11 protein-coding genes are annotated in these 14,019 nt (G+C 69.6%); 10 read left to right on the top strand and 1 reads right to left on the bottom strand.

What is annotated here, in order from left to right; translation table 11 throughout:
- Positions 1 to 191: 191 nt before the first annotated feature.
- Positions 192 to 860 carry a nitroreductase gene (locus tag P1K89_RS32655; RefSeq protein ID WP_284620721.1) on the bottom strand — a complete coding sequence of 223 codons (669 nt, stop codon included), beginning with the start codon at positions 858 to 860 and terminating at the stop codon, positions 192 to 194.
- Between the two features lie 97 nt (positions 861 to 957).
- Between P1K89_RS32655 and P1K89_RS32650 the strand changes: the two genes are divergently transcribed.
- The 10 genes from P1K89_RS32650 (at position 958) to P1K89_RS32605 (ending at position 13,788) form a co-directional block, all read left to right on the top strand.
- Positions 958 to 2,145, top strand: coding sequence for an acyl-CoA dehydrogenase family protein (locus tag P1K89_RS32650; RefSeq protein ID WP_439898068.1), 1,188 nt, complete (start codon positions 958 to 960; stop codon positions 2,143 to 2,145).
- A 9-nt stretch (positions 2,146 to 2,154) separates the two neighbouring features.
- Entirely contained in the window at positions 2,155 to 2,541 is a 387-nt protein-coding gene (locus tag P1K89_RS32645) for a DUF2784 domain-containing protein (protein WP_284620720.1), read from the top strand.
- Positions 2,538 to 3,083 carry a protein tyrosine phosphatase family protein gene (locus P1K89_RS32640; RefSeq protein ID WP_284620719.1) on the top strand — a complete coding sequence of 182 codons (546 nt, stop codon included), beginning with the start codon at positions 2,538 to 2,540 and terminating at the stop codon, positions 3,081 to 3,083. Before P1K89_RS32645 ends, P1K89_RS32640 begins: the two co-directional genes overlap by 4 nt.
- Before the next feature lie 157 nt (positions 3,084 to 3,240).
- Positions 3,241 to 7,107, top strand: coding sequence for a beta strand repeat-containing protein (locus P1K89_RS32635; RefSeq protein WP_284620718.1), 3,867 nt, complete (start codon positions 3,241 to 3,243; stop codon positions 7,105 to 7,107).
- Between the two features lie 55 nt (positions 7,108 to 7,162).
- The gene (locus tag P1K89_RS32630; RefSeq protein ID WP_284620717.1) at positions 7,163 to 8,173 is read left to right on the top strand and encodes an MBL fold metallo-hydrolase; all 1,011 of its coding nucleotides are present in this window, start codon (positions 7,163 to 7,165) and stop codon (positions 8,171 to 8,173) included.
- Positions 8,174 to 8,308: 135 nt separating this feature from the next.
- Complete coding sequence (locus P1K89_RS32625) at positions 8,309 to 9,184, top strand: branched-chain amino acid ABC transporter permease (protein ID WP_284620716.1); 876 nt, start codon at positions 8,309 to 8,311, stop codon at positions 9,182 to 9,184.
- Positions 9,185 to 9,202: 18 nt separating this feature from the next.
- Positions 9,203 to 10,279, top strand: a complete 1,077-nt coding sequence (locus P1K89_RS32620) for a branched-chain amino acid ABC transporter permease (protein WP_284620715.1) — start codon at positions 9,203 to 9,205, stop codon at positions 10,277 to 10,279.
- Positions 10,276 to 11,094 carry an ABC transporter ATP-binding protein gene (locus P1K89_RS32615; RefSeq protein ID WP_284620714.1) on the top strand — a complete coding sequence of 273 codons (819 nt, stop codon included), beginning with the start codon at positions 10,276 to 10,278 and terminating at the stop codon, positions 11,092 to 11,094. Before P1K89_RS32620 ends, P1K89_RS32615 begins: the two co-directional genes overlap by 4 nt.
- Positions 11,091 to 11,873, top strand: coding sequence for an ABC transporter ATP-binding protein (locus tag P1K89_RS32610; protein WP_284620713.1), 783 nt, complete (start codon positions 11,091 to 11,093; stop codon positions 11,871 to 11,873). Before P1K89_RS32615 ends, P1K89_RS32610 begins: the two co-directional genes overlap by 4 nt.
- 28 nt (positions 11,874 to 11,901) lie before the next feature.
- Positions 11,902 to 13,788 carry an AMP-dependent synthetase/ligase gene (locus tag P1K89_RS32605; protein ID WP_284620712.1) on the top strand — a complete coding sequence of 629 codons (1,887 nt, stop codon included), beginning with the start codon at positions 11,902 to 11,904 and terminating at the stop codon, positions 13,786 to 13,788.
- Positions 13,789 to 14,019: the final 231 nt, after the last annotated feature.

The raw sequence follows: 14,019 nt of genomic DNA, 5'->3' as shown, positions 1-14,019 counted from the left end.
GCAGCGGAGTCGGCCCCCCCGGGGCCGACCGCCGGACTCGGCCCGCTGTGCCCGCAGCCCGAGCCGCTCGGGCGCTCCGCTCTCGGAACGTCCAGCGGCTCGACATCGAATGACCGCAACGGGCCGAGAACGACAAAGCGAACAACATTGGGTCAGGCGCCGTGACCGGACACGGCGCTTGGATGCAGTGCTCAGACCCCGTGAAAGCGCGCGAAGTCCTCGAGCGGCGCGCGACGTGACTCGAGCGCGTTGACCGGGTGGTCCGGGTTGCGCCGGCCGATGGCCATGCCGCAGAACAGCATGCGCTCCGGCGGCAGCGCGATGAACTCGCCGACGGTGCGTGGATACACCGCCCAGGCCTCCTGCGGGCAGCTGTCCCAGCCCTCGTCGCGCAGCAGCAGCATCACCGACTGCAGGAACATGCCGAGGTCCGACCACTGCGGCGGGCCCATGCGGCGGTCGATCGAGCAGAACAGCGCCATCGGCGCGCCGAAGAACTCGTAGTTGCGCGCGAACCAGCGCCGCCGCGCCGGCTTGTCCTCGCGCGGGATGCCCAGGCGCGCGTACATGTCCTCGCCGATCTGGAAGCGGTAGTCGCGGTGCGGCGACGGCAGGTCCTTCGGATAGATGTCGTAGTCGGTCGGCTCGGTGTCGCCGGCGGCCAGGCGCTGCTGCATGCGCGCCTTCAGCGCCTGCAGCGGCTCGCCGGCCAGCACGTCGACGTGCCAGGGCTGCACGTTGCCGCCGGACGGCGCGCGCGACGCGGCCGCGAGCACGCGCCGGATCAGCTCGCCCGGCACCGGCTCGGGAAGGAAGTCGCGGATCGAGCGGCGCGAGGCCAGGGCATCGGCGACGGACATCGGGGTTCCTTTCTCAGGGACAGGCGGGTAGGCCGGGGGGGCGCACTCGACGATAACCCGCATCGCCGCGACGGGCATTCCTTGTCACGATTGCCCCATGAACCCTTCGACCAGTCTGCTGGACACCCCGCCCGCGCCGCACTACTTCGGCCCCGAGCACGAGGCCTTCCGCCGCACGATGCGCGACTGGGTCGCGCGCGAGATCGCGCCGAACGTCAATGCCTGGGACGAGGCGGAGACCTTCCCGCGCACGCTCTACCGCCAGGCCGCCGAGATCGGGCTGCTGGGCCTGGGCTACCCGGAGGAACTCGGCGGTACCGAGGTCGACATCTTCTACATGATCATCGCCAGCGAGGAGCTTGCGCGGGCCGGCAGCGGCGGGCTGCAGGCCTCGCTGCTGTCGCACAGCATCGGCCTGCCGCCGGTGCTGGCGCACGGCAGCGAGGCGCTGAAGCAGCGCGTGATCCCGCCGGTGCTGGCCGGCGAGAAGATCGCCGCGCTGGCGGTGACCGAGCCGTCGGGCGGCTCGGACGTCGCGGCGCTGAAGACGCTGGCCGTCCGCGACGGCGACCACTACATCGTCGACGGCGAGAAGGTCTTCATCACCTCCGGCATGCGTGCCGACTTCATCACCTGCGCGGTGCGCACCGATCCGGCAAGCAAGGGGCCGAACGGCATCTCCGCGCTGCTGATCGACGGCGACACCCCGGGCCTGACGCGCACGCCGCTGAAGAAGATGGGCTGGTGGGCCAGCGATACCGCGCACCTGCGCTTCGAGCGCTGCCGCGTGCCGGTGGCCAACCTGATCGGCGAGGAACACCGCGGCTTCAAGACCTTCATGACCAACTTCAACGCCGAGCGCCTGGGCATGGCCGCACTGGCGCTGGGTTATGCGCAGGCCTGCTTCGACGAGGCGCTGGACTGGGCGCGCCAGCGCGTGACCTTCGGCTCGGCGCTGTCGGAGCGCCAGGTGATCCGCCACAAGCTGGTCGACATGCTGCGCCAGATCGATGCCGCGCGCTGCCTGGTCTACGAGCTGGCCTGGCGCACCGAGCACGGCCGCGACGATCCCGCCCGGCTGGTGGCGCGCATCGCGCTGGCCAAGGTGCAGGCGACGCAGGCGATGCAGTTCTGCGCCGATGCCGCGGTGCAGATCCTCGGCGGCATGGGCTTCATGCGCGGCACGAAGAGCGAGCGCATCTACCGCGAGGTCAAGGTGATGATGATCGGCGGCGGCTCCGAGGAGATCATGAAGGACCTGGCCGCGCGGCAGCTCGGCATCTGAGCGGCTCGCATGGGCTACCGGCTCGCCGCCGACGCCGTGCTGCTGCTGCATGGCGCCTTCATCGTCTTCGCGGTGTTCGGCGGCCTGCTCGCGCTGCGCTGGCGGCGCGCGATGTGGCTGCACCTGCCGGCGGCGGCCTGGGGTATTTACGTCGAGGCCAGCGGCACGCTTTGCCCGCTGACGACCTGGGAGAATCGCCTGCGGGTGGCCGCGGGCGATGCGGGTTATTCGGTCAGCTTCGTCGAGCGCTACCTGCTGCCGCTGATCTATCCCGAGGCGCTGACGCGGGAGATCCAGTGGTGGCTGGCGGGCATCGTGCTGGTGGTCAACCTGCTGGTGTACGCGGCGGTGTTCTGCTACGGTCGCCGCCGTCGCGATGGAGGGAGCGGACGATGAGGACATGGGGAATCATCAGATCGGCGCACGCGGTGCTGGCCCTGGCATGCGGCGCGGCGATGGCCGCCGCGTCGGCGCAGAAGCTCGACGCGCCGAACGTGATAGAGATCTCGCCGAAGCTGACCACCTCGGGCCAGCCGACGCGCGACGCGCTGGCGGGGCTGGCGGGGCAGGGCTTCGAAGCGGTGATCTACCTCGCGCCGCCGACGGTGACGGACGCCGTGCGCGACGAGCCGCTGATCGTTGGCCGCCAGGGCCTCGTCTTCGTCAACCTGCCGATCGACTTCGACAAGCCCACCGCACGCGATGCCGAGACTTTCGCCGCGGTGCTGCGTGCGCTGGGCGACCGCAAGGTGCTGGTGCACTGCCAGGTCAACATGCGGGCGTCGTCGATGGTGTTCCTGTACCGCGCGATCCATGCGAAGGACGATGCCCGCACGGCGTACGAATCGGTGTCGCGGGTGTGGAATCCGAACCGCGCATGGCGTGCACTGATCGTCGATCAGTTGCGCGCCAACCAGGTGCCTTTCGAGCCGCTGTGACGAAGGTCCCGCGTTTGCGAAGGACGTCAACCTTCACACTGTAAGAAAGATTGCCGATTGCCGGGGCGTTCTGGAATGGACGCATCATCGGCCGCTGCAGCGTCGTCTTAGCGTTGGGTAGAACGGGACGGCGCATGCCCATACACAGGAGATTCTCATGCCCGCGCTCGACAGTTTCAGCCCGGCCGCCGTTTCGGTCATCAAGCTGTTCGCCTACAACTTCCATGCGGCCCCGACCGCCGACCTGATCGCCTTGTTCAGCGGTGCGAATCCGCCGGCCACGACGACGTCCGCACAACTCGATTTCCTCTACGACTACCCGGTCGCGAACTCGCCCTTCGGTGCCTATGCATCGAGCAGCAGCAATGCCGCGTTCGTCACCGCGCTGGTCGACAACTTCACCTTCGGCACCGACATCTCCGCACAGGTCAAGGCCGGCTGGGTGGCGCAGATCACGCCGACCTTGCAGGTCTTCGCGACGCGGGGCGCCTTTGCCGCGTGGGTGATGGGCGAGGTCGACCACTACGCCGGCAACGATGCCAACCTGATCGCCTTGCGCGACGCCTTGCATGCGCGTGCCGAAGCGGCCGCCGCGTTCGCGCAGTCGGCTCCCGGCGCGGCCTACAACGGCCAAGGCTGGGCGCAGCTGACGACGCCGCTCGATCCGCCGCCCGAGCCGACCTACGAGCTCACCGCCGGCGTCGCGGCGGCGAACGAAGGCGCCAACGTCACGTTCACGTTGCAGACGACGCACGTCGCGGCCGGCACGACGATCGCGTACACGCTGTCGGGCACCGGCATCAGCGCCGCCGACATTGCCGGCGGCCTGCTGACGGGCAACCTCGTCGTCAACAGCAGCGGGGTCGCGACCGCGATCATCACGCTGGCCAATGACCTGAGCACCGAAGGGGCCGAGACGCTGCGCATGACGCTCGCCGGCAACCTCGACACGGCCGAGGTCGCCATCAACGACACCAGCCTGTCGCCGCCGCAGCCGACGTTCGCGGTGTCGGCCGACCTGGCCGCGGTCAACGAGGGCGGCCTGATCACCTACACGCTGACGACGACCAACCTGGCCGCCGGGTCGCCGGTGGCCTTCACCTTGTCGGGCACCGGCATCACCGCGGCGGACATCACCGGCGGCGCGCTGGTCGGCACGCTGTTCGTCGATGCGCAGGGCAAGGCCACGGTGTCCGTCGGCGTGGCCGCCGACGCGGCGACCGAAGGGGCCGAGCTGCTGAAGTTCCAGCTCGCCGGCAACGTGGCCGGCGCCGAGGTGCTGATCAACGACACCAGCGTCGCGCCGCCGCCGACCGGCGGCGCCGACACCGTCGTCGTCGCCGACGCGATGAACAACAGCAACGCGCACGCACCGGCCACCGCCGCCGAGGGCGAGATCCCGATCGACACCTACCTCAGCTACGACCTGCTGAACCAGGGCGGCACCAGCGTCACGCGGATGTCGATCGCCGCGTTGAAGGCCTCGGGCCCGACGGCCGGCGCGGCGCTCGACCTGACGAACCAGAGTGCCGACCGCGGCAACGTCCCGCAGCTCAGCAACCAGGGCCTGTACACCTTCGACCTCGGGCTGCAGACCGACCGCGTCGACTACAGCGCCGAGAGCGGCAAGATCGTCGCGGTGCTCGGCAGCGGCGCGGGCACCACGCAGTACGTGCTGGTCAACGACAACGCGGTCGACGACGTCTTCAACGGCGCCACCGACCGCCTGGACATCCTGAAGGACGTCGAGGAAGTGGTCGCGTCCAAGGGCGGCGGCGTGATCGACCTGACCAGCTCCGGCAAGGACTGGAACATCGTCTTCAGCAGCGGCTTCACCCCGGCGTCCGACATCGACACCTCGACCGACCGCGCCACCCACCGCGTCGCGGTGACTGACACCGCCACCGGGGCCTCGAGCGCGCTGCGCTTCATCGAGTTCCGCGACGGCGGACAGAGCGTCAACGCCACGCAGCCGACCGCCGCCTGGCTGACCGTGCAGGGCAGCGACCGCAACGAGACCTTGAGCTTCACCGATCACCAGGCGCTCGAGCAGCGCACGAACGTGCTGCGCGGCGGCACCAACGCGGTGAAGTACAGCGACCTGACGCGCAGCGTGATCGTCGACGTGGCGATCGCGCCGTGGGTGCCGAGCAGCAACCTGGCCGACGACAGCAATGCGTCCGGCCGTCTGACGGTCACGACCAGTTTCAGCAACGGCGACGGGGCCACGCTGCTGTCCGGCGCGACGCACGTGACCAGCTCCTACACGCCGGACAACGGCATCGCCGCCGGCACGCTGAAGCTCACGGCGACGCCCGATGCGGAAGACTCGATCAGCTTCGCCGGCATCGCGCAGCCGAAGATCATCACGCTGACCGGCCCGCAGGGCAACGTCGACTCGACGATGCGCCTGGTCGGGGCCGCCGGCGGCCCGGCGCTCGAGCTGACCTGGTTCGAATTCCTGCACGACAACGGCGCCAGCGACGACCTGTACGTGGTCGAGAACCTCACGAAGGCGCTGGCCGGCCATCCCGAGCTGGTGGATGCCGCGGGCGCCGACCATGACGCGGTGAAGCTGACGAACCAGGCCCTCGGCCATGCGGCAGTGGGCGGCTTCGGCGGTACGGTGGACTTCGCGATCCTCAACGGCGGCGCCTTCGGCTTCGGCTACGACTTCGACGTGCTCGACCTCAGCGCGGTCACTGCCACCGGCCTGCAGGTGCTGGGCACCGCCGACGGCAACGACGAGCTGGTGGTGGGCGCGCTGGCCTCGATCGGTGCGGTGAGCAGCTTCGAGGCGCTGGTGCTGACCGAGGCCTCCACCGACAAGGGCACGAGCCTGACGCTGGACCTCGATGCCGGCCAGCTGAAGGCCGGCTCGACCACGCTGTTCAACTACAGCGGCAGCATCGTCAGCGCCAACGGCCCGGTGTTCAACAACGCCGGCCAGGCCAGCTACGTGGCCCCGATGAGCACCGGCATGAACATCACGGTGATCGACTCGAGCGTCGGCGCCGGCGCGACGGTCTGGGGCGGCAGCGGCGCGGACGTGATCACCGGTGGCGCCGGCGACGACACGCTGCGCGGCGGTGCCGGCAACGACACGCTCGACGGCGGCTCGCCGCCGGCCGGCAGCGCCTTCGCCGAGACCTGGGACTTCACGATCGCCGGCACGCCGGACGCCGTGACCGCGGCGGCCAACCGCATCGCGATCACGATGACCATCGACGGCACCGTGCTGACGCTGAGCGAAGCGGCGGTGGCCGACACCGCCTACGGCGACGGCAACGGCGCGGTGGTGGACGGCGCGTCGACGATCGCCATCGGCCAGGCCATGGCCGCGCTGATCAACGCCAACCTGGCGGCGATCAACACCGGCCCCGGCATCGGCGCGCTCACCGGCGCGAGCTTCGACAACGCCAGCGGCGTCGTGCGGTTGAGCTTCCGGGCCGGCGTGAACACCAACGACGCGGTGAGTTTCGTGCTGAACAGCGGCGCGGGCCCGGACGGCGGCAACTTCACGTTGTCGACGGCCACCAACATCAACGGCGGCAATGGCGGCAGCGACACCTTCGTGTTCGAGAAGTCTGGCGCGGCGAACGGCACCGACCTGGTCCAGGCCTTCACCGCGAACTCCGACCAGCTCGACGTCACCGCGTTCACCGGCGCCGCGATCACCGCCGCGGCGGCCTCGATCAACGCGGCGGCGGGCGGCACGCTGACCGGCGTGGCGACGACGGCGGAGTTCATCTTCAACAAGGCCAACGGCAGCCTGTCGGCGAGCGACTTCGCGGGCGCGCCGGCGGTGGGCAAGTTCGTCATTGCCAATGGCGCGAAGGCCGTCGTCGCCGTCACCGCCGATCCGACCGGCGCGCGCGGCGACGTGGCCAATACCGCGGTGTCGCTGTACTACGTCGAGAACGGACCAGCGTCGGGGCTCGGCGACCTGAGCGTGTCGCTGGTCGGCATCATCAGCGGCCCGGCCGAGCTGACCCTGGCCGAGATCTTCGCCGCGCTGTCCTGATCTTCCCGGCACACTCCCGCCGGCGGCGCCGCGTCGCCGCTGCGGGAGGTGATGCATGGTGAAGCGACTGGTGATCCGCCTCGGGCTCGGCCTGCTCGGCCTGGCCGCGCTGGTGGGCGCGTGGGTGGCGTGGCAGCTGAACGACCGGCCCGGCCTCGAGCCCTATGCCGCGCACTGGCTGCCGCCGGCGCCTGCGCTGGATGCAAGCGCCGCGGCCGCCGCGCCGCTGCGCATCACCTTCCTCGGCGTCGCGACGGTGCTGCTCGACGACGGCGAGACGCCGCTCCTGATCGACGGCTTCTTCACCCGGCCGTCGATGGCCCGCGTGGTTTTCGGCCGCGTCGCGCCCGACCCGGACACCATTCGGCGCCAGCTCGCGAAGGCCGGCATCCAGCGCCTGGCCGCGGTGATCACCGTGCACTCGCACTACGACCACGCGATGGACACGCCCGAGGTCGCGCGGCAGACCGGTGCGCTGGTGATCGGCTCGGCGTCGACCGCCAACGTAGCGCGCGGCGCCGGCCTGGCCGAGGACCGCATCCGCACCGTCGACGACGGCGCCCGCCTGCAGTTCGGCCGCTGGCAGGTGACGGTGATCGGCTCGCGCCACCTGGCCACCGGCTTCACCGGCGGCACGATCGACGAGCCGCTGAAGCCACCGGTGCGCGCGACGCGTTATGCCGAAGGCGGCAGCTATTCGCTGCTGCTGCGCAACGGCGCGCGCTCGCTGCTGGTGCAGGGCTCGGCCGGCTTCATCCAGGACAAGCTGCAGGGCCAGAAGGCCGATGTGGTGCTGCTGGGCGTGGGCGCGCTCGGCAAGCAGGACGACCGCTACCTGGCCCAGTACTGGGCCGAGGTGGTCGCGCAGGTCGGCGCGAAGCGCGTGATCCCGATCCACTGGGACGACTTCACCCTGCCGCTGGACGAACCGCTGCGCCCCGGCCCGCGCCTGCTCGATGACTTCGAGCACACGATGCGCTTCCTGCTCGATGCCGGCCGGCGTGAACGCATCGACGTGAAGCTGGCGCCGGCGGGGGTGGCCGTCGATCCCTTCGCGGGTCTCTGAGCGTCCGGCGCCGCCGCGATCGCTGTCGCCTGGGCGACAGCGATCTCCGTGCTTTCCCCGGGCGACAGGCCGGCCCGGACCACGCAGCATCGCGGGCACGGCGCGGCCGCCATCGCGCCACGGGGGGACGTGCACTTGGCCTTCGTGCAACTGGTCATCTCGGGCGTCGCGCTCGGCTGCATCTACGCGTTGATCGCGCTGGGCTTCGTGCTGATCTACAAGGCCACCGAGACCGTCAACTTCGCGCAGGGCGAGCTGATGATGCTCGGCGCCTTCGGCGCGCTGGTGCTGGTGCAGGTGGCCGGCTGGTCGTTCTGGGCCGCTGCGCCCGTCGCGGTGGTCGGCATGATGGCGCTGGGCATTGCGCTCGAGCGCGTGGTGATCCGGCCGATCCTCGGCCAGCCGCAGTTCACGATCGTGATGCTGACCATCGGCGTCGGCTACCTCGCGCGCGGGCTGATCACGATGATCCCCGACATCGGCTCGACCACCTCGACGCTGGCCGTGCCCTACGCCGGCCAGGTGCTGAACCTGGGCGGCGCGGTGATCAGCATCGAGCAGCTCGGCGTGATCGGCGCCACCGCCGTGCTGTGCGCGCTGCTGTTCGCGATGTTCCGCTACAGCAAGGTCGGCATCGCGATGCAGGCGGCGTCGCAGAACCAGCTGGCGGCGTACTACATGGGCATTCCGGTGCGGCGACTCAACGGGCTGGTTTGGGGCCTGTCGGCCGGCGTCGCGGCACTGGCCGGGCTGCTGCTGGCGCCGATCACCTTCGTGCACGCGAACATGGGCTTCATCGGGCTGAAGGCTTTCCCGGCGGCGGTGGTCGGCGGCTTCGGCAGCTTGCCCGGCGCCATCGTCGGCGGCCTGATCATCGGCCTCGTCGAGGCCTTCGCCGGCTTCTACCTGCCCGAGGGCTTCAAGGACATCGCGGCCTACGTGGTCGTGCTGGCGATGCTCATCGTCAAGCCGAACGGCTTGTTCGGCGGCGCGGCACGCAAGAAGGTCTGAAGAACTCCCTGTCCCACGATGCGCTTCATCTTCAAGACCCGCTACGAGCAGGACATCCAGCTGGTGCGCCACGGCGGCCAGTGGTTCTGGTACGGCCTGCTGCTGGCGCTGATGCTGTCGGCGCCGCTGTGGGCGGGCGACTACGGCCTGTCGCAGCTGAGCTTCGTGCTCATCTACGCGATCGCCGGGCTGGGGCTGATGGTGCTGTCCGGCTACACCGGGCTGGCGTCGATCGGCCACGCGGCCTTCCTCGGGGTCGGCGCGTATGTCGAAGCCTGGTGCGCCGCGCGCGGCTGGCCGTTCCCGCTGTCGATGGCCGCGGCGGCGGCGCTGTCGGCGGCGGTGGGCGTCGTCGTCGGGCTGCCGGCCTTGCGCGTGAAGGGCATCTACCTGGCGATCGCGACACTGGCCTTCGGCTTCATCGTCGAGGAAGTGCTGGCGCGCTGGGAAAGCGTGACCGGCGGCAATGCCGGCGTGTCGGTGAAGTCGCTGCAGTTCTTCGGCGCCGACCTGGGCTCGTCCGAGGCCTTCTACTACGTGGCGCTGGGGCTCACGGTGCTGGTGACGCTGGGGGTGCTGAACCTCCTGCGCTCGGCCACCGGCCGCGCCTTCATCGCGATCCGCGATTCGGAGATCTCGGCGCAGAGCATGGGCATCCACCTCGCGCGCTACAAGACGCTGGCGTTCGCGCTGTCGGCGGCCATCGTCGGCCTCGCCGGCACGCTCTACGCGCACCAGCTGCGCTTCATCTCGCCCGACCAGTTCGGCATCCTGCAGTCGATCGACCTGCTGCTGCTGGTGGTCGTCGGCGGCCTGGGTTCGGTGCACGGCGCCTTCCTCGGCGCGGTGTTCCTGATCGCGATGCCGCAGCTGATCGCCGTCGCGAAGGACCTGCTGCCGCCGGCCATCGGCCAGGCCAGCGGCCTGCAGGCGGTGGTCTACGGCGCGGTGCTGATGAGCTTCGTGCTGTTCGAGCCGATGGGCCTGTACGGCCGCTGGCTGAAGATGCGCACCTGGCTCGAGCTGTTCCCGTTCTACCGGCGGGGCATGTTCAAGCGGCAGAAGTCGTATACCAAGTCGGAACGCCTGAAATGAGCCAGACGCTGCTATCAGCCAAAGACCTCAGCGTCCGCTTCGGCGGCGTGCTGGCCGTCAACCAGGTCAGCTTCGACGTGCAGCAAGGCGAAGTCTTCACGCTGATCGGCCCGAACGGCGCTGGCAAGACGACGGTGTTCAACCTGATCAGCCGGATCTATACGCCGACGGCCGGCACGCTCACGTTCGAAGGCCGCTCGCTACTGGCGCAGCCGCCGCATGCGATCGCCGCGCTCGGCATCGCGCGCACCTTCCAGAACATCGAGCTCTTCGAACATGCGACGGTGCTGCAGAACCTCTTGATCGGCCACCACATCCACCGCGGCGCCGGCTTCTGGAGCAACCTGGTGCACGGCCCGGCGACACGGGCCGCCGAGCTGGCCGCGCGCCAGCGTGCCGAGGAAGTGATCGAGCTGCTCGACCTGCAGCACCACCGCGATTCGTACGTCGTCGGGCTGCCCTACGGCGTGCGCAAGGTGGTCGAGCTCGGCCGAGCGCTGGCCACGGGCCCGAAGCTGCTGCTGCTGGACGAGCCCTCGTCGGGCCTCAACGTCGAGGAAACCGACGACATGGCCTGGTGGATCCAGGACATCAGGAACGAGCTCGGCATCACCGTGCTGATGGTCGAGCACGACATGAGCCTCGTCTCGCGCGTCTCCGACCGCGTGCTGGCGATGAACCAGGGCGAGGTGCTGGCGCTCGGCACGCCGGCCGAGGTGCAGGCGCATCCGGGCGTCATCGAGGCCTACCTCGGCTCGGTCGACGACCTCTCGTCGATGCGGCGCGCGCAGCCGGCCGAAAGGATCGCAGCATGAGCATCGGCGACACTCCCCTGCTGGCGCTGGCGAACGTCGAGAGCGCCTACGGCCCGATCAAGGCCATCCGCGGCATCAGCCTGCGCGTGAAGCCGCAGGAGATCGTCACCGTGCTCGGCAGCAACGGCGCCGGCAAGAGCACGATCCTCAAGACCATCTCCGGCGTGCTCGACCCGACGCGCGGCACGGTGAGGTTCAAGGACGAGGACATCACCGGGCATGATCCGGCCGAGATCGTGCGCCGCGGCCTGGTGCACGTGCCCGAGGGCCGCGAGGTCTTCCCGCTGCTGTCGGTGCACGACAACCTGATGATGGGCGCCTACACCCGCTCGGACCGCGACGGCGTGGCGACCGACCTGGAGCAGGTGTACCGCTACTTCCCGATCCTGCGCGAGCGCCAGAAGCAGGACGCCGGCCTGCTGTCCGGCGGCCAGCAGCAGATGCTGGCGATCAGCCGCGCGCTGATGTCGGCGCCGACGCTGATGCTGCTGGACGAGCCCAGCCTGGGCCTGAGCCCGAAGCTGACGAAGGAGATCTTCGAGATCGTCGTGCGCATCAACCGCGAGCGCGGCACGACGATCCTGCTGGTCGAGCAGAACGCCAACATGGCGCTCAATGCGGCCGATTTCGGCTACGTGCTCGAGAACGGTCGCATCGTGATGGAGGACACCTGCGAGCGGCTGCGCGAGAAGGAGGACATCCGCGAGTTCTACCTGGGCATGAAGGAAGCCGGCGTGCGCGGCGAGCGGCGCTGGAAGAAGAAGAAGACGTGGCGCTGACGGGGCGCTGAGCGAAGGAGCATCGACGATGGCCGCCAGCCGAATCATCAAGACCGACCGCCCCGGCTGGGTGCCGGCGTCATTGCCCTTCGACACCGTGCCGAAGATGTTCTGGCAACGCGTGGCCGAGAACGGCGACCAGGTGATGATGCGACAGAAGGACCTGGGCCTCTGGCGCGCCTACAGCTGGCGCGAGGTGGCCCAGATCGTGCGCGAGATCGGCGCCGGCCTCGTTGCGCTCGGCTTCCAGCCGGGCGAGGTGGTCTCGGTGCTCGCCAACACCTGCCGCGAGTGGGTGTGGGCCGACCTGGCCGCGCAGAGCATGGGCGGCGTCGTCAACGGCATCTATCCGACCGACGCGCCGGCGCAGGTCGAGTACCTGTGCAGCGACTCGGGCTCGGTCTACCTCTTCGCCGAGGACGACGAGCAGCTCGACAAGGTGCTCGAGGTGCGCGGGCGCCTGCCCAGGCTGCGCAAGGTGATCGTCGTCGACATGGAAGGCCTGTCGAAGCTCGACGACCCGCAGGTCATGAGCCTGGACGCGCTGCGTGGGCTCGGGCGCGAGCATCTGGCGCTGCATCCCGAGCTGCTGGAGGAGCGCCTGCGGAGCCGCGGGCCGGAGGACCTCGCAATCCTGGTCTACACCTCGGGCACCACCGGCCGGCCCAAGGGCGCGATGCTGAAGCACCGCAACCTGCTCGCGTCGATGGCCGCGGCGCAGGGGGCCGCCTTCGAAGGCCTGCCCGAGGGCGGCGAACGCGTGGCGTTCCTCCCCCTGTGCCACATCGCCGAGCGCAACTTCGGCGAGTACCTCGCGATCCTGCGCAGCTCGGTGATCAACTTCGTCGAGAACCCCGAGACGGTGTTCGAGAACCTGCGCGAGGTGCAGCCGCATGCCTTCCTCGCGGTGCCGCGGGTGTGGGAGAAGCTCTATTCCAGCGTCGCGATCACGATGAAGGAAGCCGGCCGGCTGCAGCAGCTGGCCTACGGCTGGGCGATCGGCTGCGGCATGGCGATGGCCAAGCATGTCGAGGCCGGCACCTCGCCCGGCCTGGGGCTGAAGCTGCAGCACATGCTGGCGCAGCTGCTGGTGCTGAACAACGTGCGCCGCATGGTGGGCCTGTCACGGGTGCAGCTGGCGCTGACCGGCGCCGCGCCGATTTCGCCCGAGCTGATCCGCTGGTACCACGCGCTCGGCGTGCCGATGCGCGAGGTCTGGGGCATGACCGAGACCACCGGCACCGGCACCGTCGCGCCGCGCGACGCGGTGAAGGTCGGCAGCATCGGCATGCCGGGCCCGGGGGTCGAGATGGCGGTCAGCGAGCAGGGCGAGCTGCTGCTGCGCGGCCCCGGCGTCTTCGCGGGTTATCTGAACCTGCCGGAGAAGACCGCCGAGACCATCGACGCCGACGGCTGGCTGCACACCGGCGACGTCGGCCGCGTCGACGACGACGGCTACTTCTACATCACCGACCGGATGAAGGACATCATCATCACCGCCGGCGGCAAGAACGTGACGCCGTCGGAATGGGAGAACCAGCTGAAGTTCAGCCCCTACGTGACCGACGCGGTGGTCATCGGCGACCAGCGGCCCTACCTGTCATGCCTGGTGATGATCGACCAGGACAACGTCGAGCGCTGGGCGCTCGACCGCAACGTGCAGTTCTCCGACTACAAGAGCCTCACCCGTGCGCCCGAGGTCATCGCGCTGATCTCCGACGAGATCGAGAAGGTCAACAAGCAGTTCGCGCGTGTCGAGCAGATCAAGCAGTTCCGCCTGATCGAGACCCGGCTGACCGCCGAGGACGAGGAGCTGACGCCGACGATGAAGTTGAAACGCGCGCTGGTCAACCGCAAGTACGCGGCGCTGATCGACTCGATGTATGCGGGCGGCCCGTCGCAGCGCGCGGCCTGAAGCAATACCGTTCGCCTTGTCCGTTCTCGGCCCGTTGCGGTCGTTCGCTTGTTTCCCGATTCAAGACCGGCGTTCGTGGCAAAGAGCGCCCGAGCGGCTTGGGCTGCGGGCACAGCGGGCCGAGTCCGGCGGTCGGCCCCTGGGGGGCCGACTCCGTTGCGGTCCTCAGCCCGGGGCCGCGCCGTCCATTTAGCTTCGTTCGCTTCGCTCACTGCGCACAGCGCCGGCGAG

The organism is Aquabacterium humicola, assembly GCF_030167915.1.
Taxonomy (GTDB): Bacteria; Pseudomonadota; Gammaproteobacteria; order Burkholderiales; family Burkholderiaceae_C; genus Pseudaquabacterium; species Pseudaquabacterium humicola.
This window is presented reverse-complemented; position numbering and strand designations above follow the sequence as displayed.